General features: G+C 63.7%; 22 protein-coding genes. 11 read left to right on the forward strand and 11 right to left on the reverse strand.

Annotation, left to right across the window (positions count from 1 at the left end):
* Positions 1–110: 110 nt before the first annotated feature.
* On the forward strand, positions 111–965 hold the full coding sequence (locus tag AB7Z56_RS12660; protein ID WP_354123862.1) for a hypothetical protein: 855 nt from the start codon (positions 111–113) through the stop codon (positions 963–965).
* Between the two features lie 445 nt (positions 966–1,410).
* Here the strand turns inward: AB7Z56_RS12660 and AB7Z56_RS12665 are convergent, their stop codons facing one another.
* Positions 1,411–1,668, reverse strand: a complete 258-nt coding sequence (locus AB7Z56_RS12665; RefSeq protein WP_354123863.1) for a DUF2798 domain-containing protein — start codon at positions 1,666–1,668, stop codon at positions 1,411–1,413.
* 50 nt (positions 1,669–1,718) lie between these two features.
* On the opposite strand from AB7Z56_RS12665, the gene AB7Z56_RS12670 reads away from it, so the two are divergent.
* The 4 genes from AB7Z56_RS12670 to AB7Z56_RS12685 all read left to right on the forward strand — a co-directional run bounded on the left by AB7Z56_RS12670 (position 1,719) and on the right by AB7Z56_RS12685 (position 5,488).
* The gene (locus AB7Z56_RS12670) at positions 1,719–1,931 is read left to right on the forward strand and encodes a hypothetical protein (RefSeq protein WP_354123864.1); all 213 of its coding nucleotides are present in this window, start codon (positions 1,719–1,721) and stop codon (positions 1,929–1,931) included.
* Between the two features lie 27 nt (positions 1,932–1,958).
* Complete coding sequence (locus AB7Z56_RS12675) at positions 1,959–2,354, forward strand: hypothetical protein (RefSeq protein WP_354123865.1); 396 nt, start codon at positions 1,959–1,961, stop codon at positions 2,352–2,354.
* A 272-nt stretch (positions 2,355–2,626) separates the two neighbouring features.
* Entirely contained in the window at positions 2,627–4,552 is a 1,926-nt protein-coding gene (locus AB7Z56_RS12680) for an AI-2E family transporter (RefSeq protein WP_354123866.1), read from the forward strand.
* Positions 4,553–4,987: 435 nt separating this feature from the next.
* A complete protein-coding gene (locus AB7Z56_RS12685) occupies positions 4,988–5,488 on the forward strand; it encodes a hypothetical protein (RefSeq protein ID WP_071911727.1) in 501 nt (166 codons plus the stop codon).
* A 546-nt stretch (positions 5,489–6,034) separates the two neighbouring features.
* Here AB7Z56_RS12685 and AB7Z56_RS12690 read toward each other — a convergent pair.
* On the reverse strand, positions 6,035–6,250 hold the full coding sequence (locus tag AB7Z56_RS12690; RefSeq protein ID WP_071911729.1) for a hypothetical protein: 216 nt from the start codon (positions 6,248–6,250) through the stop codon (positions 6,035–6,037).
* 253 nt (positions 6,251–6,503) lie between these two features.
* Between AB7Z56_RS12690 and AB7Z56_RS12695 the strand changes: the two genes are divergently transcribed.
* From AB7Z56_RS12695 to uraD, 4 genes are all read left to right on the forward strand, one after another.
* On the forward strand, positions 6,504–6,791 hold the full coding sequence (locus AB7Z56_RS12695) for a hypothetical protein (RefSeq protein ID WP_354123868.1): 288 nt from the start codon (positions 6,504–6,506) through the stop codon (positions 6,789–6,791).
* An 89-nt stretch (positions 6,792–6,880) separates the two neighbouring features.
* Positions 6,881–7,294 carry a DUF3830 family protein gene (locus tag AB7Z56_RS12700; protein WP_014493672.1) on the forward strand — a complete coding sequence of 138 codons (414 nt, stop codon included), beginning with the start codon at positions 6,881–6,883 and terminating at the stop codon, positions 7,292–7,294.
* Complete coding sequence (gene puuE, locus AB7Z56_RS12705) at positions 7,295–8,230, forward strand: allantoinase PuuE (RefSeq protein ID WP_354123869.1); 936 nt, start codon at positions 7,295–7,297, stop codon at positions 8,228–8,230.
* Between the two features lie 5 nt (positions 8,231–8,235).
* Positions 8,236–9,123, forward strand: a complete 888-nt coding sequence (gene uraD / locus AB7Z56_RS12710; protein ID WP_354123870.1) for a 2-oxo-4-hydroxy-4-carboxy-5-ureidoimidazoline decarboxylase — start codon at positions 8,236–8,238, stop codon at positions 9,121–9,123.
* Here uraD and AB7Z56_RS12715 read toward each other — a convergent pair.
* Together AB7Z56_RS12715 and AB7Z56_RS12720 are read right to left on the reverse strand one after the other, a co-directional pair.
* The gene (locus AB7Z56_RS12715) at positions 9,120–11,846 is read right to left on the reverse strand and encodes a molybdopterin-dependent oxidoreductase (protein WP_354123871.1); all 2,727 of its coding nucleotides are present in this window, start codon (positions 11,844–11,846) and stop codon (positions 9,120–9,122) included. The genes uraD and AB7Z56_RS12715 overlap by 4 nt on opposite strands.
* Positions 11,843–12,670, reverse strand: coding sequence for an FAD binding domain-containing protein (locus tag AB7Z56_RS12720; protein WP_135215157.1), 828 nt, complete (start codon positions 12,668–12,670; stop codon positions 11,843–11,845). Before AB7Z56_RS12720 ends, AB7Z56_RS12715 begins: the two co-directional genes overlap by 4 nt.
* Positions 12,671–12,821: 151 nt before the next feature.
* Here AB7Z56_RS12720 and AB7Z56_RS12725 point away from each other — a divergent pair, with 151 nt between their 5' ends.
* Positions 12,822–14,171: an 8-oxoguanine deaminase gene (locus tag AB7Z56_RS12725; RefSeq protein WP_135215156.1), complete on the forward strand. Its 1,350-nt coding sequence runs from the start codon at positions 12,822–12,824 to the stop codon at positions 14,169–14,171.
* Positions 14,172–14,279: 108 nt separating this feature from the next.
* Here AB7Z56_RS12725 and AB7Z56_RS12730 read toward each other — a convergent pair whose 3' ends face one another.
* From AB7Z56_RS12730 to AB7Z56_RS12745, 4 genes are all read right to left on the reverse strand, one after another.
* Complete coding sequence (locus tag AB7Z56_RS12730) at positions 14,280–15,356, reverse strand: BMP family ABC transporter substrate-binding protein (protein WP_166343135.1); 1,077 nt, start codon at positions 15,354–15,356, stop codon at positions 14,280–14,282.
* A gap of 78 nt (positions 15,357–15,434) precedes the next feature.
* Entirely contained in the window at positions 15,435–16,352 is a 918-nt protein-coding gene (locus AB7Z56_RS12735) for an ABC transporter permease (protein WP_441256264.1), read from the reverse strand.
* On the reverse strand, positions 16,339–17,430 hold the full coding sequence (locus tag AB7Z56_RS12740; RefSeq protein ID WP_063982023.1) for an ABC transporter permease: 1,092 nt from the start codon (positions 17,428–17,430) through the stop codon (positions 16,339–16,341). Before AB7Z56_RS12740 ends, AB7Z56_RS12735 begins: the two co-directional genes overlap by 14 nt.
* Complete coding sequence (locus tag AB7Z56_RS12745) at positions 17,414–18,985, reverse strand: ABC transporter ATP-binding protein (RefSeq protein ID WP_441256265.1); 1,572 nt, start codon at positions 18,983–18,985, stop codon at positions 17,414–17,416. The genes AB7Z56_RS12740 and AB7Z56_RS12745 overlap by 17 nt, the downstream gene beginning before the upstream one ends.
* Before the next feature lie 574 nt (positions 18,986–19,559).
* Between AB7Z56_RS12745 and AB7Z56_RS12750 the strand changes: the two genes are divergently transcribed.
* The gene (locus tag AB7Z56_RS12750) at positions 19,560–20,669 is read left to right on the forward strand and encodes a hypothetical protein (RefSeq protein WP_354218936.1); all 1,110 of its coding nucleotides are present in this window, start codon (positions 19,560–19,562) and stop codon (positions 20,667–20,669) included.
* A gap of 178 nt (positions 20,670–20,847) precedes the next feature.
* Here the strand turns inward: AB7Z56_RS12750 and AB7Z56_RS12755 are convergent, their stop codons facing one another.
* From AB7Z56_RS12755 to biuH, 3 genes are read right to left on the reverse strand one after another with little or no spacing between them, the layout of a single operon-like run.
* The gene (locus tag AB7Z56_RS12755; RefSeq protein WP_441256266.1) at positions 20,848–21,333 is read right to left on the reverse strand and encodes a nucleoside deaminase; all 486 of its coding nucleotides are present in this window, start codon (positions 21,331–21,333) and stop codon (positions 20,848–20,850) included.
* Between the two features lie 13 nt (positions 21,334–21,346).
* Entirely contained in the window at positions 21,347–22,879 is a 1,533-nt protein-coding gene (locus AB7Z56_RS12760; RefSeq protein ID WP_441256267.1) for an ABC transporter ATP-binding protein, read from the reverse strand.
* Positions 22,876–23,559, reverse strand: coding sequence for a biuret amidohydrolase (gene biuH / locus AB7Z56_RS12765; protein WP_063982027.1), 684 nt, complete (start codon positions 23,557–23,559; stop codon positions 22,876–22,878). Before biuH ends, AB7Z56_RS12760 begins: the two co-directional genes overlap by 4 nt.
* Positions 23,560–23,568: the final 9 nt, after the last annotated feature.

Genomic DNA, 23,568 nt, shown 5'->3' on the forward strand with positions numbered 1-23,568 from the left:
CGAATTTCCTTGAAGGCGTCTTGCTTTGGACAAAGCGCGTCAGCGATGATCAGGGCAAGCAAATGCGACGGACGCCTTCGGGCGACATTGGGCCGGGAAGGGGAGCGCCAATGAACTCCGTGACGACACCGATCGAGCCGCGTTATGCGCCGTCCGCGCGCATGGACGAAGAGCTCACGCATACCTTCGAGAAAATCAAGAGCGTGGATGAAGAGATCGCGCGCGCCAGCGAGCAGCTTGCCCGGCTGGAGCGCGATGCCGTGCGCAGTCGCCCGCGGCGTGGCGGGACGGCGCTGCGCGGCTTCGTCGGTCTGGGGCTGGCTGCGGGGATTGGCATCGCTGCCTTGGTCTCGCAATCATCCCACGGTGATACGGTCAGGCAGATGATCGCCGGTTGGGCGCCGCTGCACGCTGCGACGTCGTCGCAGTTGCAAGCAGAGCCGGCGCGCGAAGCTGAGACGAGCCCGGCTGCTCAATTGGCCGAGGCATCGCCGCAACCGGCAGCCGCCGCCGAAACCATACCAGAGGTAGTCGCGCCAACCGGCAGCACGCTCCCGCCGGAGTTGACCGAATTGCTGCAGAAGCTGGCGAGCGATCTCGTAAACGTGCAGCAAGGCATCGATCGGCTCAAGGCGAGCCAGGCGCAATTGAAAGCGAACCAGGAGCAAATGTCGGTCGACAATCTCAGGCTTGCCGATGAGTTGAAGGCAGGCCAGGAACAAATGGCGCGGCTCGTCGCCAAGATGCCCGGAGACAAGGCGTCTGAAAACAAGACGCCGGATAACAAGATGCCCGAGATCAAAACGACCGACCGGTCGAACGCGGGGCGGAAGACGAGCACAGCACCCGTGCCTGCGCCACGTCCGGCTGCGGCCCAGACGCGCAAGCCGGCGCCAGCAACGTCGTCACCGCATGCCGCGGTGCGACGGCCGGCTCCGGTCCAGCTGCAATCAGCGCGACAATAGTCGCGATCGATATGGGCCCGTAGTCGCGGCCGCATTCACGACAACGATCACCCCGCATCGGTGGTGCCGACGCCGTCGAGAACTACCACCGGCATCGCGCCGAGTAAGGCGGCCGTCATGCTGCTTTCGAATTCGCCGAGCCGCACCAGCGCGACGCGGACTATGCCGCTGATCGTATGGCGCCCATCGCCATCAGCGCGATGATCGAACCCTGCGAGGCCGAGAGAGTAGGCGCTGCCGGTTAGTGCATAGATCTGCCAGCCAATCGCCGAGGTGGGCGACTTGATAGGAGCATTCCGACAGGGTTCGCGACGCGATGTAGGGCAGCAGCCGACGGCGTCGCGACAAGGCAACGGGTAGAGATGACTGAGTGGAAGCTCGATCCAAGGTGTCGAGCAATCATGGAAGCGGGACGGCGTGCTTCGTGCGCCGCCGTCCGCGCCGGCTATCGGCCTGGTTGAGTTGGGGAAGCAACGACGCACGCCACGATCCGTCGGACCAGTGGCAGCACCATCAGCAGCGTCGGAAAGGCGACGAGCCATGACAGCGCCCAGGCGCCCGGCCAGGTCGCGAGGAACGCCGGCGTTGCGCCGAGGCTCCGGAGCGTCGAAATAACCGACACCACGGCCGTCATGAGGATGGACAGCACGAATGGCATTACGATCGGCGCATAGCGCGCCGGCAGTTTGCGAACCGCAATCATCTGATTTCTCTTGAGGAAAAGGACGCGTCAGTCACGTTGAACCTGCGAAAATGGCATCGATCCCGACGGCGTCGGTTGATGCGTTGGTTCACGTGAAACGCTTACGGCGACCGAAAAACGGCGCGGCTGTTCATTATCCGCTCAGGTTGAGTGTCGCAAGCTCGATCGTGTCGTTCGGTTTACAATCGTTCGAAGCGTGGCAGATTGCCGCGATCATGAAACTTTTCAGTGGTTTGCACGTTCTGGATCGTTTCATATTTTGACTTTGAACGAGAGCAAAGGACGCTGAGATGAGCGATAGGCCCGTAAATTCAAGCTTCGGCCGCAACACCGCACTGGCTGCGTTTGCGAGTCTGGCTCTGGCGACAGCTTCCGTCTCGCCCTCGTCTGCGGCGCCGGCCGGTTCGCCGACCGTCAGCGCGAACTCTGCGACGTCTAGCAGATCCGTTGCGACCGATTTCAGCGCCGCCCGCCGCCACCGCTACTATCGCCGGGGTCCAAATGCGGCAGGGCTTGCCTTCATGGGCGTGGCGGCAGGTCTGATCGGAGGTGCCATCGCAGAGAGCCGGCGCCAGGAGTACTACGAGAATCGCTATTATGACGGCCCGGGTCCTTACTATGGCGGTCAGGGATATTATGGCGGCGGTCCCTATTACGGTCCGCGTGGCTACTATCAGCCTTATTAGGCACATGTTCTCGCCGTAGCCCGGATTGCACGGAGCGTGTCATCCTGCGGCGCTTCGCGCCGACCCGTTGGCTCCGTCCGGGCTACGCGTCTCTGTGTTGCCCGACGGGCAAAACACCCGGCGGGCTGTCAACCCGCGCGCTATGAGACGAGCTAGCGACATTGAACGGCATGCTCGGGCTGTCGGAACAAGTTAGTTCGGTGTAGGATGGTGTCGCGAAGGAGAATTCACCCACGTATGGGATGAATGAGCCGCGCCATGGAAGACGCGCCATGGAAGAGAAATCTCCTCAAATGAGATTGGCACAGCCGCGGGGGACTGTGCTGACGAATATGGCCGTCGCAGCGTTGATAATTGCTGCGCTCTATTTCGGTCGTGAAATTTTTGTTCCCTTCGCGTTAGCAGTTCTCCTGAGTTTCGTTATGGCGCCCTTCGTGATGCGCTTACGTTCCTGGCGAATTCCGCGCACGATTTCTGTGCTGGTGGTCGTCTTCATCGGATTCTCGATCATATTTAGTCTAGGCGGTCTTATGGTTTCGCAGGCGACCCGGCTCGCCACCAAGCTGCCAGGCTATCAACAAACATTGAGTGACAAGATCGAAAGCCTGCGCGGCTTAATGGGCGGCGGCTCTGGAACATTGGAGCAGGCGTCGACAGTTCTGAAAGAATTGAAGACAGAGTTGCAGAATCGAGATGGGGCCGGTCGACCTGCTGACGGCGAACTCACCAGACAGCCCTCAGACAAGCCGATACCCATACCCGTTGAGGTAAGGCAACCCGATCCTGGTGCTCTGTCGACGTTTGGCGCAATCATCCAGCCACTGATTTCACCTTTAACGACGACAGGGATCGTCGTGATCTTTGTTGTCTTTGTCCTGCTGCAACGGGAAGATCTGAGGAATCGGCTTGTCCGACTGGCCGGATCCGCGGATATTCAACGCACGACTGCGGCCCTGGACGACGCCGGTAAGCGTCTGAGCAAGCTCTTTCTTACCCAGATCGCGTTCAATGGCGTGTTCGGTCTTGCAATAGGCTTAGGTCTTGAATTCATCGGTGTCCCCTCGGCTCCGCTATGGGGGCTGATCGCGATGATTATGCGATTTGTACCGTATATCGGTGCATTGATATCTGCGGTATTCCCTCTCATTCTCGCGGCGGCGGTGGGCACGGGCTGGCAGATGCTGATACTTACGGCGGCATTGTTCGTCGTGCTTGAGTTGCTCGCAGGACAGGTCCTCGAACCCTTGATTTTTGGGCATAGCTCGGGTCTTTCCCCGATTGCAATTATCCTGTCAGCGTCATTCTGGACGTGGCTTTGGGGGCCGGTCGGACTGGTGTTGGCCACGCCCTTAACAATTTGTCTCGTCGTCCTTGGGCGGCATGTCGATCGCCTCAAATTTCTTGACGTTATGCTTGGCGACCGACCACCGCTGACGCCGCCGCAACTGGCTTATCAACGAATGCTGGCGGGAGATCCCATTGAAGCGGTGGAACAGGCACATGAATACCTGAATGACTCGTCGCTTGAGAATTATTATGACGACATCCTCTTGAAAGGCCTGAGACTCGCGGAGGCCGACCGTCAATTGGGTCACCTCGATCAGGACCGATTAAATCGGGTAGTTTCAACGGTGGAAGAATTGGTCGCTGAGCTGGGGGCACACCATGACGTGGAAGCAACAGGACCCGGTTCCCCGGATCTAAGCTCAAGCCCCGGAGCTGCCATTACATTCGAGCGAGCAGGCTCCGAGCACGCTTTGATTCCGGAGCCGCCGACCTCGTCTATTTCGGTCGTTTGCATCCCTGGTGCCGGGCGACTCGATGAGCCGACGGCGCTTGTGCTGGCGCAGCTTCTGCGGTACCGCGGGATTCAGGCAATTGCGGAAAAGGCTGATGCTTCATCAATGTCGAAATTGCTTTCGCTCGAATTGGCGAACACCGCGCTTGTATGTGTCTGCTATCTGAGTCAGCCGTCCACCGCCAAGATTCAGCACGTCGTTCGAGGGCTCAGTAAAAGGATTGGCGCAACCCGTATCCTGTTCGCTTTGCTGGGAACGGGAGCCGCAGAAACGGTGGGAAACGCTTCCAACGCGTTGGTAGCAAGCGGGTCGTTCGGTGCAGCCTTGGAAGCAGTCGTTCACGTGACCTCCGCGCAACCTGATGCGTCGGATCAGGCGAAGGCAGCTGCTCCGGCGTAAAAACGAATCTTTTGCTCCTCTGGATTGCCGGGCGTCGCAGAGCGACCATCCGCATCGGTCACCGGGTCCTGTGGAGAGAAAAAGGATGGGCGGGGACCGCGCGACGGTGACCCTTGCGAATATTTGCCATCGCGCACCGCACATTTGGCCGGACCCAAAAGCTTCAGCAGGGACAATAGCGATCATTGCGACACGCGTGGAATGTCCACTCACGCCTCACAAGCAAAACATTCAGTTTGCACGGCCGCGATGACCCTTTGACCTAGGTCAATACTCTCAACGTGGGTTTACCTTGGAAGTAGCAACTATCGGAGCGGCTGCACTCTTCGCCTGTATCTTGTGCGTAACGCCGATATCGCTCGTATGTCGTGCAAGGGAAACGTGTCGTTGTCTGTGGCAAGCAGCCTGAGCTAATCACGCAAGGAGGAGCTGTACATGGGTATCCTTGACGAGTTAATGGGCGGTGGGCAACGCCAGAAAGAGTATCGGGATTTCGTTGATCGATACGAACAAGGAAATCCGTCGGAGGGTTATTCCGATCAAGAGGTTCTCAAACGGTATGGTGATGTGTCACACGCCGTGCCGTCTGACCAGTACGCGCAGGCAGCGATAGAAGCGTTGGGCAAGCTTTCGCCGGAAGAACGGGCGGCGTTCGTGAAGATGCTGCAGGAGCGAGCCGCCGCGCGCGGCGTGGCGCTACCGGGACAAGTGGCCCCCGAACCGAAGGAACTGGGCGAGGTGCTCACCGATCTGCATGGGAGGCCCGGTCAGCTCCGGGATATCCTCGCCAGTGGCGATGCCCAGCCTCACGAGCAAGCCCAACCGTCGAACCCGATCATCGACATACTTGCGTCCCCGCAGGCAAAGGCCGTGCTCGCGGGGATCGCGGCCATGGTGGTCAAGCGTGTCATGCAGGGTTCATCCCGAACCGCGTAGCGCATGCGAGGCCCGCAGCCAAAGTCCGGTTGGGGTCATTCGGTTGACCTACCGGCAAGTCCGGGCAAGGTTCGCTATGCCGCCAAAAAAGCGGAAGCGAGTTATCCTGTCGCGACGCAACAGGAATGAACACGATGACCGAGAGCGACGGCCCGCCCATCGCCAAAGGTTCTGCGACTGTCAGCGCGTCGGCCATTGGTGTGTCTGCAGCACTCGCTGTCATCGCCCGGCTTGACCGGGCGATCTAGCATTCCAGAGACGGCTGTGATTGAGCCGAGAGGCCGCGGCGTACTGGATTCCCCGCCTGTGCGGGGAATGACAATGGCACTTGGAGGACGCCGCCGCTGCCTCATACTCCGTCTCGTGCCCCGGACGCAGCGCAGCGTTCTTGCGGTGTGCTGCAGAGCCGGGGCCGATGTCTCCGCATTCTACTCTCCGCATTCTACCGTGTCGCTTTCTGGGTCCCGGCTCTGCGCAGAAACGCTTGCGCGTTGCAGCGCGTCCGGGACACGAGAGACGTCGCAGCAACCGCGTTCTACGCCCGCATCATCGTCCCGCCGGTGCCGACAGCGCGCCGTTGGCGTAGCGCTGCCAGTCGGGTGTGGTCGACTGCGACGGCCAGAACGCGTTGGAGTCGCGGACCGACTGGGTGATCGGGGCGGGTTGTGCCTTGCTTCTGTGGTGGCGGTCGCTCGCGGCGGCGGTCTGGATGGTGGCGGCGGCGATCAGGGTGACGCCGAGAATGGCAAAGGTCTTTCGCATGGTTGTTTCTCCCGTGACGGCGATTCAGGCTGTGAGAAAAAGGTCTCCTGTGTTCGAGGTCGTGGCTGACATGGCGATGTGCCCTACCGAATATCAGCCGGGCCGGTTTCACGATCCGAAGCGCGGCCATCACGTTGGGGCGAGCAGATTTTCTAGCCCCGGCCAAATATTCGGCAATCGCGCCCGCAGCTCCGGTGGACTTGCCCCTGGCAATCCGGTTCAATGAGGCGAATTGAGTTCTCAGGCGACAACGATGTCGAAATATCTGCTGGTCCTTCTCCTGATCGCCTCGCCGGCGGCCGCGCAGGTTAAGCTCGCGCCAAAGACCTCGGCAGCGCATCCAGACCCCTGCGCCCCGATCGGGCGGACAGCGGACGGCAAGCTGGTTTACTCCATGAAATGCGAGAATCTGCCGGCGCCGCCTCCACCTCCGCCACAGGCGGAACTGAAGGAGGCGCCACCTTCGGCCGCGCCCGCCGCCGACCCCGAGCCGGGGGTGCGGCGGAGTGGTATTTTCGGCTGGTCCTACGACCGCAGATGACCGGCCGCGCCACTTGCGCGAAGCCCGATGGAATGCTCTTTGCTTGAAAATTCCCCGTGGGCCTTTGGCCCCCGATCCAGAGAGATGAGATGAGCAAACTCGTTATCCGCGCCGGCGACTTCACCTTCGATGCCCGCTTCGAGGAGCAACTGGCGCCCAAGACCGTCGCTGCGTTCCGCAAGGCGCTGCCGTTCGAAAGCCACATCATCCATGTGCGCTGGAGCGGCGAGGGCGTGTGGATGCCGCTCGGCGATCTCGATTTCGGCGTCGGCTACGAGAACCACACCAGCTATCCCGCACCGGGTCAGATCATCCTCTATCCCGGCGGTATCAGCGAAACCGAGATCCTGCTCGCCTATGGCGGCGTACACTTCGCCAGCAAAATGGGCCAGCTCGCCGGCAACCATTTCATCACGCTGACCTCGGGCCTCGAGAATCTTGCGACCCTCGGCAAGAGCGTGCTCTGGAAGGGTGCCCTGCCGATCCGCTTCGAGGAAGTCTGAGTGACGGATACAAGCTACCTGCGCGATCTCCGCGGTTACGGCCGCAACCCGCCGCATCCGCGATGGCCTGACAACGCGCGGGTCGCGGTGCAGTTCGTCGTCAATTTCGAGGAAGGCGGCGAGAACAACATCTTGCACGGCGATCGCGCCTCGGAAGCGTTTCTGTCCGACGTCCTCGGCGCGCAGCCCTGGCCGGGCCAGCGCCACGCCAATATCGAGTCGATGTTCGAATATGGCTCGCGCGCCGGCTTCTGGCGGCTGTGGCGGATGTTCAACGAGCGGAAGTGGCCGACCACCGTGTTCGGCGTTGCCACCGCGCTGAAGCGGAATCCGGAGATTGTCGCGGCGATGAAGGAGTCAGGCTGGGACATCGCAAGCCACAGCCTGAAATGGATCGAGCACAAGGACATGACCGAGGCGCAGGAGCGTGCCGAGATCGCCGAGTCCATTCGCGTCCACACCGAGGCGACGGGCTCGCGGCCGCTCGGCTGGTACACCGGGCGCTCCTCGATCAACACCAACCGCCTCCTGATGGAGGAGGGCGGCTTCCTCTATCTCTGCGACTCCTATGCCGACGATCTGCCCTATTGGGTCAAGGGCGCGAACGGTGAGCAGCTCATCATTCCCTATACGCTTGACGCCAACGACATGCGCTTCATCAACCCGCAGGGGTTTGCCGAAGGCGAGCAGTTTTTCACCTATCTGAAGGACGCCTTCGACGTGCTCTATGCCGAGGGCGAGACCGCGCCGAAGATGATGTCGGTGGGGCTGCACTGCCGTCTTGCCGGCCGGCCCGGCCGCGCCGCGGGACTGATCCGCTTCCTCGACTATATCGGCAAGCACGATCGCGTCTGGGTGCCGACGCGGCTCCAGATCGCGCAGCACTGGCACGACAAGCATGCCGATCTTGCCGCCGACGCTTTCGAGATCGGGTGAGGACGATGGCGCAAATCTCGCTCGCCGATCTCAATGCTGCTGATAAGGCCAACTTTGTCGCGGCCCTCGCCAACGTCGTCGAATATTCACCGTGGATTGCCGAGCAGCTCGCCGGAAAGCGGCCGTTCGCCGGTATCAATGAGCTGCACGCCGCGCTGATGGCAGCGATCCAGAGCGCCGAGCCCGACGTGCAGCTCGCGCTGATCCGGGCGCATCCCGATCTCGCCAACAAGACCCAGCGTGCAGCGGGGCTCACTGCAGAATCGACAGACGAGCAGAACAGCGCCGGCCTCGACCGTCTCTCAGATGCAGAATACGCCGCGTTCGAGCGCGTCAACAATGCGTACCGCGACAAATTCGGCTTCCCCTATATCGTCTGCGTGCGCCGTCACACCAGGGATTCGGTGCTGCGGGACTTTGAGACGCGGCTGCGCAACATCGCCAAGACCGAGACGCGGCGCGCGATCGAGGAGATCGGCCGTATCTCCGCGCTGCGGCTCGATCAGCTCGTCGTCGCCGACGACAAGCTAAAAGTGCATGGCCGGCTTTCCACGCATGTGCTCGACAATCACGCCGGAAAGCCCGCAGCCGGCATCCCGGTGGAGCTCGTCGAGCTCGCGAGCCTCGGTGAGAGCCGCGTGATCGCGCGCGCAATCACCAATGCCGATGGCCGCACCGACCAGCCGCTGATCGGCGGCCGTCCGCTGCCGATCGGCCGCTACGAGCTCAAATTCAGCGTTGCCAAATATTACGCCGAGCGCAACGTGCCGTTGTCAGACCCGCCGTTCCTCGATGAGATCCCGCTGCGCTTTGCGATCAGCGAGCCGGAAAGCCACTACCACGTGCCGCTGCTGGTCACGCCGTGGAGCTACTCGACCTATCGCGGCAGTTAATTCCCAAACTTCTCGTGCAGCGCCGGAAACATTCGGTCCGGCTTGAACGGCGGCGCGGTGAAGCGGATGCCGGTGGCATCCGCGATCGCGTTGCCGAGCGCGGCTGTGACCGGATTGTACGGGCTCTCGCTCATCGATTTGGCGCCCAGCGGCCCGATCGTGTCGGACGTCTCGGCGAAGAAGACCTCCGTGCCCGGAACGTCCGCGAAGGAGGGCAGGTGGTAGTCGCGGAATTTCGGGTTGGTGACGCGACCGGTCGCGTCGATCACCATCTCCTCGTAGAGCGCCGCCCCGATTGCCTGCGCGACGCCGCCCTCGACCTGGCCGCGGCACTGCATGGGATTGGCGACGACGCCGGCGTCCGCCGCCTGCACGCTCCGGAGAATCTTGATCTCGCCGGTGCCCTTGTTCACGGCGACGCGAAAGCCCTGGACGTTGAAGCCGACCGAGCGCGGCGTCCCCTCGGAATTGCCGCGGGCCGCGAACGGCTGCCCGCGTTCGCGCGCAAGCTTCGCGAGTTCTGCAAACGACATCCGCCGGACGCCGCTGACGACGGCTTCGTCGTCGAGCGTGCAGCTCGCGGCGTCGCACAGCCAGGCGCTGGCGGCCACCGCTCTCAGCTCGGTCGCAAGCTGCATAGCGGCTGCATGCGTTGCCTTGCCGGCAACGAAGGTGCCTGCACTGCCATAGGCGCCGGTGTCGTGACCGCCATGGGCGGTATCGGACTGGCGCAGGCAGATGCGGTCGACGGTGGTTGCGAGCGTCGTCGCCGCGATCTGCCGGTGCACGGTGCTGGTGCCGTTGCCGAACTCGGCGGTGCCGACGGTGAGGTCGAAGCCGCCGTCGTCGTTGAGCGCGATCATCGCATCCGCGAGATGGCCGGCCGGCGGCACCGTGTCGATCATGGTCAGTGCCACGCCGTCGCCGATCAGCCACTCCGGCGTCAGGTCCGGCTGCGGGCCATCGGCCTGCATGGCGCGTTCGACGAGGTCGAGGCACTGGTCGAGCCCGTAGGAGCCATAGAGCACGTCGTGAAATTCGGACGGCGGCGGTGACAGCATGGGATCGCCTGGTTTGACGACGTTGCGCCGGCGCATGTCGTAGGGGCTGATGCCGAGCTGCCGTGCCAATTCGTCGATCGCGGCTTCGATCGCGATCTGCGTTTGAGGCAGGCCGTAGCCGCGAAACGCGCCCGACGGCACCGTGTTGGTGTAGACGGCGAAGCCGTCGACCTTCTTGTTCGGACAGTTGTAGACGGCGATGGACTCGGACAGCGAGTGGAACATCACGGGGCCGGCATGATTGCCGTAGGCGCCGGTGTTGGAGAGCACCTCCAGCTGGAGCGCGGTGAGCCGGCCGTCGGCATCGGCACCGGCCTTGATGTGGACCCGCATCGGATGCCGCGTCGAGGTCGCGATGAACTGCTCCTCGCGGGTCAGCTCCAGCTTGACCGGTCGTCCGGTCTTGAGCGTCGCGAGCGCCAGAATGTCCTCGACGAACATCTCCTGCTTGCCGCCAAAGCCGCCGCCGACGCGTTCGCAGAACACGCGGACCTTGTCCATGGGGAGCCCAAAGATGTCCGACAGCGCGCGGCGGGTCAGGAACGGCACCTGCGTCGAGGTGCGGACATTGAGCACGCCGGAAGCGTCGAGCCAGGCGAGGCCGCCATGGGTCTCCAGTGCCGCATGCTGCACGCGGTGGCTGTGGAAGGTGGCCTCATAGGTGACGGCGGACGTGGCGAGTGCCGCCGCCACGTCGCCGTATTCGCCGTGCGTCTCCGCCGCGAGGTTACGCTGGGGATCGGCGATGCGGTTCGCGGTAGTGCGGTCAGGATGAATGACAGGTGCACCCGGTACCATCGCCTGCTCCGGGTCGATCAGCGCAGGCAGGATTTCGTAATCGACCTTCAGCCGCCGGCACGCCTCCTCGGCGGCGGCCTCGCTCTCGGCGACGACGGCGGCGACCTTCTGGCCGATGAAGCGGACGACGTCATCGAGGATGCGGGTATCCTCCGGATCCATCCAGTCCTTCTCATGCCGCGCGGTCGAGATCAGCACCGACGGCGCATCCTCATGCGTCAAGACCGCGTGCACGCCGGGCACGCGTAGCGCGTCCGACTTGTCGATCGCGACGATTTTCGCGTGGGCGTGCGGCGAACGCTGCAGCTTGATGTGCAGCAGGCCGTCGATCTGGGTGTCGAAGGTGTAGCGCGCCTTGCCGCGCACGACGTCGGGGCCTGCCGGGGCCGGAAGGCTGCGGCCGAAGGCAGCGCCGGCCTCGACGCTCTCCTCGACATTGGTCTTGCCGAGCAGTGCGTCCTCGATCGAGCGATAACCGGTGCAGCGGCAGATATTGCCCTTCAGCGCCGATCCGAGGTCGGTGCGCTGCGCCTGGTTCAGCGAGGCGCAGGTCAGGATCATGCCGGCGGTGCAGAAGCCGCATTGGAAGCCCTGCGCATCGAGGAAGGCCTGCTGCATCGGATGCGCGCCGTGGTCGCCAGCGAGGCCTTCGATCGTGGTGACGGCGCGCCCTTCGGCGCGGAACGCCGGGATCAGGCAGCTATGCACCGGCTCGCCGTCGAGCAGCACGGTGCAGGCGCCGCAATCGCCGGCATCGCAGCCCTTCTTCACGCCGAAATGGCCGAGCTCGCGCAGGAACGTGCGCAGGCACTGGCCGGCGCGCGGCTCTTGCGGGAACGTCTTGCCGTTGACCTCGAAACTCATGACGACGTCGTCCCCACGAGTTCGCCGCGAATCTCCTCGGCGAGCCGTAGCGTCATATGCTTGCGCCAGATCAGCTTGCCGTGGATGTCAGTGTGGTACAGATCATCCGGGATCTGCTGCGCGATCGCGTCGCGAAGCGCGCCCGCGTCCGGAGCCTTCTGAAAGGACAGCTGGATCGGTCGCACGGTCGATGCGGTCACCGACAGCGTCAGCGTGCCATCGCTATCCAGGCTGCCGATCAGAAGCGCCGCAGAGCGGCCGACCGGCGCCAGCGAGATCTGGCGAAAGGCCGTGCGGCGCTTCAGCGCGGCAACCGGGATATCGATCTGCCGGATCAGGTCGCCTGGCGTCAGGCGGTTGCGCTGGTTGCCGGTGACGAAGTCGACGACGGGTATCTTCTCTTCACCGCCGTTGGCCTTCCAGATGATGCAGACGCCGTCCAGCGCTGATGTGAGCGAGATCATCGGTCCCGCCGGCAGCGACATGCAGAGATTGCCGCCGACGGTCGCGGTCTTCCAGATCTTGAATGACGCAAGGAACGCCCGGCAGCACTGGCCGATCAGCGGGGCTGCGAGCCAGTCGGGCGGGCAGGCGAAACCGTCGAGCTGCGTGATGGTGCAGGTGGCGGAGATGGTGAGATGGGTGTCGGTGATCGTGAGCGCCGGCCATTTCAGGTCAGTGAGATCGATCAGCCGCTTCAGGTGGACCTGGGGCTCCGAGAACAGCCAGGTGCCGCCAGCGAGCCAAGCATCACCTTCCCCCCAGGCGGGCAGCTGCGCGCGCGTTTGCGGATGGGCCACCGTCGTGATGGTATTCAAATCCATGGCTGCGCCAAAGCTTCCGCCCGGTGAATCGTACAGATGAGTCTTGCAAGACCGGAGCCAAGTCGCAACAAGCAAGTCGTAGCATGAAGGTGATCGGGCCCACGGCCGCCTTGCCGGCCTTGTCATCAGCGGATGTGAGGAGACCACGATCATGAGCGATGCAAAGCCGATCTGGATCAGGGATCCCCTTGCCATCCTCGCTGATGGTGCCGAGCGCGGGATCGTGGTGAGTGATGGCCGGATTGTCGAGCTCGTGCCGGCCGGTGGCAGGCCTGCGACGGCGGATGTCGCGGTGTTCGACGCGGGCGAGCATGTCGTCCTGCCGGGCCTGATCAACACACATCATCATTTCTACCAGACGCTGACGCGGGCGCTGCCGGCGGCGATGGACCGCGAGCTGTTTCCCTGGCTCCAGGCGCTCTATCCGGTGTGGGCGAGGATGACGCCTGAAGCACTCGAGCTCGGCGTCACCGTGGCGATGTCCGAGCTCCTGCTCTCGGGCTGCACCACCACAACGGATCACCACTATGTGTTCCCGGCGGGGCTCGAGGAGTCCGTCGACATCGAGGTCGCAGTCGCAAATCGGCTCGGTGTCCGGGTGCTACTCACGCGCGGCTCGATGAACCTGTCGCAGCGCGACGGCGGCCTGCCGCCTGACGGCGTCGTACAGGACGAGGACACGATCCTCGCCGACAGCGCGCGGGTGGTTGCAAAGCATCACCAGCGCGGCGCGGATGCGATGGTGCAGATCGCGCTGGCGCCATGTTCACCTTTCTCGGTGACGACGTCCCTGATGCGCGCCACCGCCGATCTCGCCAACAAGCTCGACGTCCGCCTGCACACCCATCTCGCCGAGACCGAGGACGAGACCAAATTCTGCCAGCAGATGTATGGCTGCCGTCCGCTCGACTATCTCGAGCAATGCGGATGGCTCAATGCGCGGACCTGGCTCGCCCACGGCATCTTCTTCAATGCGGAGGAGATGAAGCGGCTCGGCAAGGCGAAGACGACCATCAGCCATTGCGCGTGCAGCAATCAGATTTTGGCGTCGGGCTGCTGCCCGGTGTGCGAGATGGAGGAGGCCGGTGTCGGCATCGGCATCGGCGTCGACGGTTCGGCGTCGAATGACGGATCGAACCTGATGCAGGAGGTGCGGGCGGCGTTCCTGCTGCAGCGGGCGCGCTACGGAGTGGCCAAGGTCAGCCACAAGGATGCGCTGCGCTGGGCGACCAAGGGCTCGGCGGCCTGCGTCGGCCGGCCGGAACTGGGTGAGATCGCCGTCGGCAAGGCTGCCGATCTCGCCCTGTTCAAGCTCGACGAGCTGCGCTTCTCCGGTCACGGCGATCCGCTGGCCGCGCTGGTGCTGTGCGGGGCGCATCGGGCCGACCGGGTGATGGTGGCGGGACAATGGGCCGTGATCGACGGCGCGATCCCGGGACTGGATGTTCCCGATCTCATTCGCCGCCACAGTTCCGCGGCGCGGGCGATGCAGGCGGGATAATCCGGGCAAAAAGAAAGAGGGGGCGACCACAAGTGCCGGGTGCTTCTGGCCACCCCCTCCGAACCTCCTCCGGGAGGAGCAGGTGATCTAGGCAATGCAAGAAGCGTGCTACTTGCCCGGAAGCTTGTCGTCGATGCCCTTGACGTAGAAATTCATGCCGAGGATCTGGCCGTCATCGAGGTGATCGCCACCTTTGCACTCGACCGGCTTGCCGTCCTGCCCAATGACCGGGCACTTGAACGGATGCAGCTTGCCCGCTGTGATCGCGGCCTGGGCATCCTCGGCCATCTTCTTCACGTCGTCAGGCATGTTGGTGTAGGGCGCCATCGCGAACATGTGGCTGTCGAGGCCTCCCCAGCTGTCCTCGGACTTCCAGGTGCCGGCGAGCTCGGCCTTGACGCGTTCGATGTAATAAGGGCCCCAGGTGTCCAGGATCGAGGTGAGCTGGGTCTTCGGCCCGAACTTGATCATCTCGGAATCCTGGCCGAAAGCGAGCTTGCCGCGTTCGCTGGCAATCTGCATCGCCGCGGGCGAATCCGTGTGCTGCATGATCACGTCGGCGCCCTGGTCGATCAGCGCCTTGGCGGCGTCGGCCTCCTTGCCCGGGTCGAACCATGTGTTGGCCCAGATGATCTTGACCTTGATGTTCGGATTGATGGTCTGCGCCGCGAGGATCGTCGCGTTGATGCCGGAGACGACCTCCGGAATCGGGAACGAGCCGATATAGCCGAGCACGCCGGACTTCGACATCTTGGCCGCGATCAGGCCCTGGATGTAGCGGCCCTGCCACCATTTGGCCGAGTAGGTCGACATGTTCGGGTTGCGCTTGTAGCCGGTGGCGTGCTCGAAATGCACGTTCGGATATTTCTTGGCGACTTTCAGCGTCGGGTCCATGTAGCCGAACGAGGTCGTGAAGATCAGCTTGTTGCCGGCGCGGACGAGCTGCTCGATGGAGCGCTCGGCGTCGGGACCTTCGGGCACGTTCTCGAGATAGGTGGTCTCGATCTTGTCCCCCAGCTCCTTCACCAGGGCCTGGCGCGCGAGGTCGTGCTGGTATGTCCAGCCCAAGTCTCCGATCGGACCCAGATAGATGAAGCCGACTTTCAGCTTGTCGGCGGCGGAGGCTGCGCTGACGCTTCCGGCAAGCAAAAGCCCGGCAGCCAGCGCAAGAAGTGATTTCCTCATCATCAATCTCCAAACATCAGGGGACAGCCACGATCCGCAACGTGCGCGCCCCATCGCGCCCGCCGCGGAAATGAAACGCTAGCGGTCCGGCACGAACACGGTGCCGAGCGCGGCCGGCGCGGTCGAGCCGCCGGTGCGCGCGCGTGAGAGCAGGACCAGGACGATGACGGTTGCGAGGTAAGGCAGCGCCGACATGAACTGCGAGGGAATGCCGACGCCCCACCCCTGAGCGTGGAGTTGCAGGGTCGTCACCGCGCCGAACAGGTAGGCGCCGACCACGAGCCGGCCCGGCCGCCAGGACGAAAACACGACCAGCGCCAGCGCGATCCAGCCGCGCCCCGCGGTCATGCCGGGAATGAAGAACGGCGTGTAGGCGAGCGGCAGATAGGCACCGGCAAGGCCTGCGCAGGCGCCGCCGAACATCACGGCGAAGGTGCGGATGCGCAGCACAGGGTAACCGAGCGCATGCGCGGAGACATGGTTGTCGCCGCAGGCGCGCAAGATCAACCCCGCCCGCGTGCGGTACAGGAACCACCAGACGCCGACGACGAGCGCGATGGAGAAATAGACGAAGGCGTCCTCGCCGAACAGCACCCGGCCAATCAGCGGCATGTCCGTGAGGCCGGGAATATAGAGGTGCATCGCGGGCGTGATGCGCTCGCCGACGAAGCCGGCGCCGATCAGGCCGGACAGGCCGACGCCGAGGATGGTCAGCGCGAGACCTGTTGCAACCTGGTTGACGGCGAGCCCGAGCGTCATCAGCGCGAACACCAGCGACATCAGCGTGCCCGCGCCGATGCCGAACAGCGCGCCGATGAAGATCGATCCGGTGAGCCACGCACCCGCAAAGCCGCAAGCCGCGCCGACGATCATCATGCCCTCGACGCCAAGATTGAGCACGCCCGAGCGCTCGGTCACGAGCTCGCCGGTCGCCGCGATCAGCAGCGGCGTCGAGGCGGCGAGCACCGCGAGGATGATGGCTTCAACCAGTTCCACGGGCCACCTGTCGGTTCGGGAAGACCAGCTTGAAGCGATAGAGAATGAGCGAATCGCAGGCGAGGACGTAGAACAGCAGGATGCCCTGGAAGACCTTGGTGACGTCCAACGGGATCTTCATCGCGATCTGCGCCTGCTCGCCGCCGATAAAGGTCAATGCGAGAAAAAGGCCTGCAATTAATATTCCAAGCGGGTTCAGCCGGCCGAGGAAGGCGACGATGATCGCGGTGAAGCCGTAGCCTGGCGAGATGCCGGGCTGGAGATGCCCGACCGGACCCGCGACCTCGATGATGCCGGCAAGTCCGGCGAGCGCGCCCGACACAGCGAAAGTCAGGATGACCAACTGGTTGGCGTTGAAGCCGCCGAACCGTGCGGCGCGCGGCGCCGCGCCGACCACGCGAATCTCAAAGCCCTTGATGGTGCGGCCGAGCAGGATCGCGGCGGCCGCGACGACGAGCAGGGCAATGATCGAGCCGAGATGCAGCCGGCCGCCTTCGATCAGCAGCGGCACCGTTGCCACCGGATCAAATTCCGCTGTGGTCGGGAAGTTGAAGCCGTGCGGATCGCGCCAGGGCCCGCGCACGAGATAGTCGAGGAAGAGGTCGGCGACATAGACCAGCATCAGGCTGGTCAGGATTTCGCTGGCGCCGAACTTCACCTTGCAGATCGCCGGGATCAGCGCATAGAGCGCACCTGCGGCGGCGGCGAGCACGAGCATCGCCGGCAGCACCCAGGCCCCGGCATCGGTGCCCTGCGTCTTCACCGCGATCCAGCTTCCGGCCACCGCGCCGATCAGGAATTGCCCTTCGGCGCCGATGTTCCACGCGTTGGCGAGATAGCAGAGCGACAACCCGATCGCGATCATCACCAGAGGCGTCGCCTTCACCGCGATCTCCTGCAGTGAATAGCCGTCGGTCAACGGCGCGATGAAATAGGCTTGCAGCGCCAGAAGCGGATTCTTGCCGAGGATCGCGAACAGGACGGTCATGGTCGCGATCGTGAGGCCGATCGCGATGAGCGGCGAGACCAGCGCGATCGTGTTGGAACGCTCGACGCGCTTCTCAAGCACCAACTGCATGCGCGGCCTCCTTCGGCTCCAGGCTGCTGCCCCCCATCAACAGGCCGAGTTTTTCGCGCGTGGCTTCGCTCGTGGCAAGCGGCGCCGAGAGCCGGCCGTGGAACATCACGGCGATGCGGTCGGCGATCTCCGCGAGCTCGTCGAGATCCTGGCTGGTGATGAGCACGGCGGCGCCTGCGGTTGCGAGATCAAGCAGCGCCTGGCGGATCACGGCGGCGGCACCGGCATCGACGCCCCAGGTCGGCTGGCTCACCACCAGCACCGCGGGGTTGCGCAGGATCTCGCGGCCGACGATGAACTTTTGCAAATTGCCGCCGGACAGGCTCGCAGCTTCCGGATCCCGTTTGGCCTTGCGAACGTCGAACGTTTCGGTCGCGCGGTCCACGGTCTTCAGTGTCGCCGCGGTGTCGATGAAGCCGTGATGGACCATGCCGCTGGCGGCGTGCCCGGTCAGCAGCGCGTTCTCCGACAGCTTCATGCGCGGCGCGGTGCCGTGGCCGAGCCGTTCCTCCGGGACGAACGCCGCGCCCAGCTTGCGGCGCCGGGTGATCGAGAGGTGGCCGGCGGCGATGCCCTCGATCACCACCGTGCCAGGGTCCTTCGACAGGCGCTCGCCGGAGAGCGCGGCGAACAACTCGTCCTGGCCATTGCCGGCGACGCCGGCGATGCCGAGGATCTCGCCGCCCTTCAGCTCGAACGAGATGTGCTCGAGCCGCACGCCATGCGCCTCGCTCGGCGCGAGTGAAAGGTCGTTGACGACGAGCCGCGGCACGGTGGTCTTGCGGCCTACCGGTGCTCTCACTTCCCTGATCTCGCCGCCGACCATCATCCGCGCGAGCGAGGCCGCGGTCTCGAGCCGGGGATTGCAGGTCTCGACCTTCTTGCCGCCGCGCAGGATCGTGGCGGTGTCGCAGAGCCGCTTCACCTCCTCCAGCTTGTGGCTGATGTAGAGGATGGCGCGGCCTTCGGCCTTGAGGCGTTCCAGCACGATGAAGAGCTGGTCGGCCTCCTGCGGCGTCAGCACCGCGGTGGGCTCGTCCAGGATCAGGAATTTCGGATCCTGCATCAGCGCGCGGACGATCTCGATGCGCTGGCGCTCGCCGACCGAGAGTTGCCAGACCTCGCGCCGGGGATCGAGCGGAAGGCCGTAGGTCTTCGAGACCTGCTCCAGCCGCGCCGACATGTCCTTGAAGGATTCCCTGCCGTCGAGGCCGAGCGCGACGTTCTCGGCAACCGTGAGATTGTCGAACAGCGAGAAATGCTGGAACACCATGCCGATGCCGCGGCTGCGCGCTTCCGACGGACCCGACAGCACGATTCGTTCGCCCTGCCAGCGAATCTCGCCGGCGCTGGGCTGGATCAGCCCGTAGATCGCCTTGACCAGCGTCGACTTGCCGGCGCCGTTCTCGCCGAGCAGAGCGTGGATTTCCTTGGGCCAGATACCAATGTCGATGGAATCGTTGGCGAGGAAATCACCATAGCGCTTGGTGAGCCCGATCGTCTGAAGCAGAGGGGGCTCGCCGGAATGCAGGTCGTTGGACGTCAGATCTAACATTCGCTGATGCGCTGGCACGGGGTGAAGTGCCTCAATTGTGGGCTAGTTTGAACCGTCGCGTAAGATGTGAAAAAGCGTCATCCCTTGCTCAACGCTTCGGCAGGCGGTCTGTGTCGCGAGTCGCGGCCCTTGTCAGTCGATGATCGTCTCCAGCCGACATCAGGGAGAGCCATTGCGGCGGCCTCCTGCGAGAGACGCCTGTTGCAAATTTGTGACGGCTCAAACCAAATCGGAACCCGCTGTGCAGGCCTGACGTGAAGTTGAGCAAAGTCGCGCCGGCACGCGTATGCAATTCCCGACCAGGCCAACGGTCGCTATCGTCAATTGTGTCTGCATTCTTGCGCCGCCACAAAAGACAAATGAAATCAAACGGGAATGTTCGGCATCGCGTCACCGCACGCACGCAACAGCGAAACGGAAAAAATCCTCGAATTCCCGGGTTGAAAGGCCGCCTCCTGCCGAAACAAGCGGCATGCCTTGAAAGAAGTTGAGGCTTCTCACTCCGGGAGATCGGCGCAAGTGTCGCACCCAAGGGGCGTTCATTTTTACGTGTCCAAACTTGGGGGTATTCAGGATGTCGTTTGGTTTCAAGGCAATCGCAGCCGCGGCGCTGTCGATTGCTACACTCGCTACCAGTGGCCTGGCTCAGGCAGCGGACCTGCCGGTCAAGGCTGCCAAGAAAGCGTCGGACGTCCCGTTCTTCCTGGTGATCGACAACCGCGTCACGTTCTCCTGGATGCCCAAGGGCACTGACCCCGGCATGTGGAGCGTCAATCCGAACGGCAGCATCAACGGTACGACCGCCAAGCAGGTCTATTCGTTCACGCACTTCGACCTCTGGGCCTACGGCACCAACTTCTTCACCATCTCGATGTTCAAGTCGGGCCATAACGACCCTGCTTCGCCCTGTATCGCACCTGGTCTGTCTTCCTCCTTCGGTGCAGCCGACTGCGCCGGCGCGACCGAGATCTACGGCCTGTTCCGCTCGACCTTCGGCTGGAACCAGCTCTTCAACACCAAGGCCTTCACCACGGGGCCGCTGCAGAACATCTCGTTTGAAGTCGGTATGGATGGCAATTCCGAGAACACCTTCTTGGCGCCCGCGAAGCGGGACGTCGTTGCCGGTCTCCAGTTCGCCTTCGATCTTCCTTACAAGGGCTACATCAACGTCGCGCCCTTGATGTACTGGGAGTTCTCCAACCACAACGCCTTCACTCAGTGCGGCAGCGGTTTTGCTGGCCCCCTCCCGGGTGTGAGCTGTAATTCCGATGGCAATGTCAGCTACAACCCGACCTGGGCCGTCGAAATCAACTACTACATGGACCTCGGCTTCCTGCCGCCGGGCATGCAGTTCTGGTCCATCAGCGGCCGCGCCGGCTGGTATGGAGCGAAGGGCGACTCGAACGGCCTTCCCGCGCTCTCCGGCCCTGGCCGGTTCTCTACTGCTTCCAAGGTCGAGTTGAACAGCGAACCGATCCGTCTGACCTTCGACGCTTCGAAGGCCGCCTGGGGTGACAAGTACTCGCACTTCGTCGATCTCTGGGTCGCCTACCGCTACTGGCAGAACAAGTTCGGCCTCGACCACAACGCCATGCCCGGCGTCTGCACGGTTGCCGCGACCGGCCAGAGCACCAACAGCTGCACCGAGTCCACGGTGTACGGTGGCGTCACTGTGAAGTTCTGATCGACTGAATGTCTCCAGGTTTGAATAACGCCGCGCAGGAATGCGCGGCGTTATTAGCGTTTCCGAGCGTCGGGTGGGCAAAGGCGCAATGCGCCGTGCCCACCATTTTCCCAGATAGTTAGTTATCGGTGGGCACGCTTCGCTTTGCCCACCCTACAAAGTCGAGTTGTTGAGCTCGCTACTTGGTCCACACGCCGTCGTGCAGCGCCTCGGCCTCGTCCTCAAGCAGCGGCCCGACGACTTCCGTCGATCGCTGGCCGCTGGCAAAGACCTCGCGGCACGGCAAATCGAGCGTGGGGTTCTCCGGATGGTTGCCGGTGATGCCGCGCAGGCGGTGCTCGCTGAGGCCGTAGACCACACGGCCGATGCCGGCCCAGTAGATCGCGCCGGCGCACATCGCGCAGGGTTCTGCGGAGGAATAGAGCGTGGCCTTCGCCAGCACCTCGCGGTCGAACCTACGGCAGGCCTGCGTGGCCGCGAGGCGCTCGGCATGCGCAGTGCCGTCGTGGTCGGGCATGTAGCCGTTCTCGGTCTCGATCAGCACCTTGCCATCGGCATCGACGACGACGCAGCCGAACGGATGGTTGCCATGGGTGAGCGAGCGGCGGGCGACCGTAAAGGACAGGCGGAGGAAGTGCTCGTCGCGCTCGGATCCGCCGCTCATCGCTCGTCCCTGGTCAATGCCCCGCCATATGCCGGCCGACCACGGTGAGATCGGCTTCGCTGGTTCGTGCTTCATACACGAATTCGCCGTGGAACATCACCACCAGCCGATCGGAGAGTTCGAGCAATTCGTCGAGATCCTCGCTGACGAGCAGCACGGCGGCGCCACGGTTGCGGGCGGCCATGATCTCGGCGTGGATCTGCGCCACCGCCGCGAAGTCGAGGCCGAAGCAGGGATTGGCCGCGATCAGCACCTCGACGTTGCCGCCAAGCTCGCGCGCCAGCACGGCACGCTGCACGTTGCCGCCCGACAGCGCCGCGATCGGCGTATCGGGCGTGCGGGTCTTGATCTTGTACTGGACGATCTTCTTCTTCGCATCGTCCCGGAAGGCGCCGCGGTTGAGCCACCAGCCGAGGCTTGCGAAGGGCGCGCGGTCGAATTCACGGAAGGCGATGTTGTCGGCGACGCTCATGCCGCCGACGCAGGCGTTCTTGAGCGGCTCCTCGGGCAGCAGCGACATCTTGTGGCGGCGCATCTCCTCGCGGCTGGCGTGATAGGAATCGCCCGCGACGCGAATTTCACCACCCTCCGCCTCGCGCTGGCCGGCCAACACCTCGACCAACTGGCGCTGGCCATTGCCGGAGACGCCGGCAATGCCCACGATCTCACCGGCGCGGACCGTGAGTGAGACGTCGTGCACGGCGATGGCGCCCGCGTCGTCGAGCGCGCGGACTTGTGCCAATTCCAGCCGGGCCTGGCCGGCTTCGCCGGTGCGCGGCGGCTGCACGGTCAGCTCCTCGGCGCCGATCATGGTTCGTGCCATCGCATCCGGTGTGAGTTCGGAAACCTTGCCGGCACCTGCGAGCTTGCCGCGGCGCAGGATGGTGACGTCGTCGGCGAAGGCCATGACCTCGCGGAATTTGTGCGTGATCATCAGGATGGTCAGTTCGCCCTTGACGACCATGTCGCGGAGCATGCCGAGCACTTCGTCGGCCTCCGCCGGCGTCAGCACCGAGGTCGGCTCGTCCAGGATCAGGAAGCGGCGCTTCAGATAGAGCTGCTTGAGGATCTCGCATTTCTGCCGCTCCCCGGCGGAGATGTCGGAGACCTTGGCGCCGAGCGGTACCTTGAACGGCATCCGCGCCAGAAAAGCCTCGAGCTCCTTCATCTCCTTTGGCCAGTTCACCACGGCCGGCACATCGTCGCGGGCCAGCACGAGATTTTCCGCGACCGTCATGGCCGGCACCAGGGTAAAATGCTGGTAGACCATGCCGAGGCCGAGCGCGTGGGCGTCCTTTGGATTCGCGATCGCCTGCTCGCGGCCGCCGACGAGGATGTCGCCTTCGGTCGCGTGGTAATAGCCCATGATGCATTTGACGAGCGTCGACTTGCCGGCGCCGTTCTCGCCGAGCAGCGCGTGGAACGAGCCCGGCCGCACCTTCAGCTCGACATTGTCGAGCGCGAGGAAGTCGCCGAAGCGCATGGTCATGGCGATGGCGTCGACGCCGAAGGCGCCTGCTGGCGGCGGTGTTTCGCCGATGATCACGAAATAGCTCCGATGAAGGCGTCCGACGTCGAGACCGCGCCGAACACGCCGCCCTGCATCTTGATCATCTTCAGGGCATGGTCGTGATTGCTCTTGTCGGTGGCGCCGCAGCAATCGTGCAGCAGGACGCATTCGAAGCCGCGATCGTTGGCCTCGCGCATCGTGGTGTGGACGCAGACGTCGGTCGTGATGCCCGTGAGCACGATGTTCTCGATGCCACGCACGCGCAGGATCAGCTCCAGGTCGGTGGCGCAGAACGAGCCCTTGCCGGGCTTGTCGATGATCGGCTCGCCCGGCAGCGGCGCCAGCTCCTCGATGATGTCCCAGCCCGGCTCGCCGCGAACGAGGATACGCCCGCAAGGGCCGGGATCGCCGATGCCGGCGCCGATCTGGCGCGAGCGCCAGCGCTTGTTGGCGGGAAGGTCGGAGAGATCGGGGCGGTGGCCTTCGCGCGTATGGATGATGTGGAAGCCTTGCGCGCGCATCGCTGCGAGCAACTTCTTGATCGGCTCGATCGGCGCCCGCGTCAGCGAGAGGTCGTAGCCCATCTTGTCGACATAGCCGCCGATGCCGCAGAAATCGGTCTGCATGTCGATGATGATGAGCGCGGTGTTTTCGGGACGGAGATCGCCATTGTAAGGCCAGGCGTAGGGCTCGGACTTGAGATAGCGCTCGGGCATGATTTCGCT

Origin of the sequence: Bradyrhizobium sp. 482_C4_N1_8, from assembly GCF_052075965.1 — a bacterium.
GTDB classification, from domain to species: Bacteria; Pseudomonadota; Alphaproteobacteria; order Rhizobiales; family Xanthobacteraceae; genus Bradyrhizobium; species Bradyrhizobium barranii.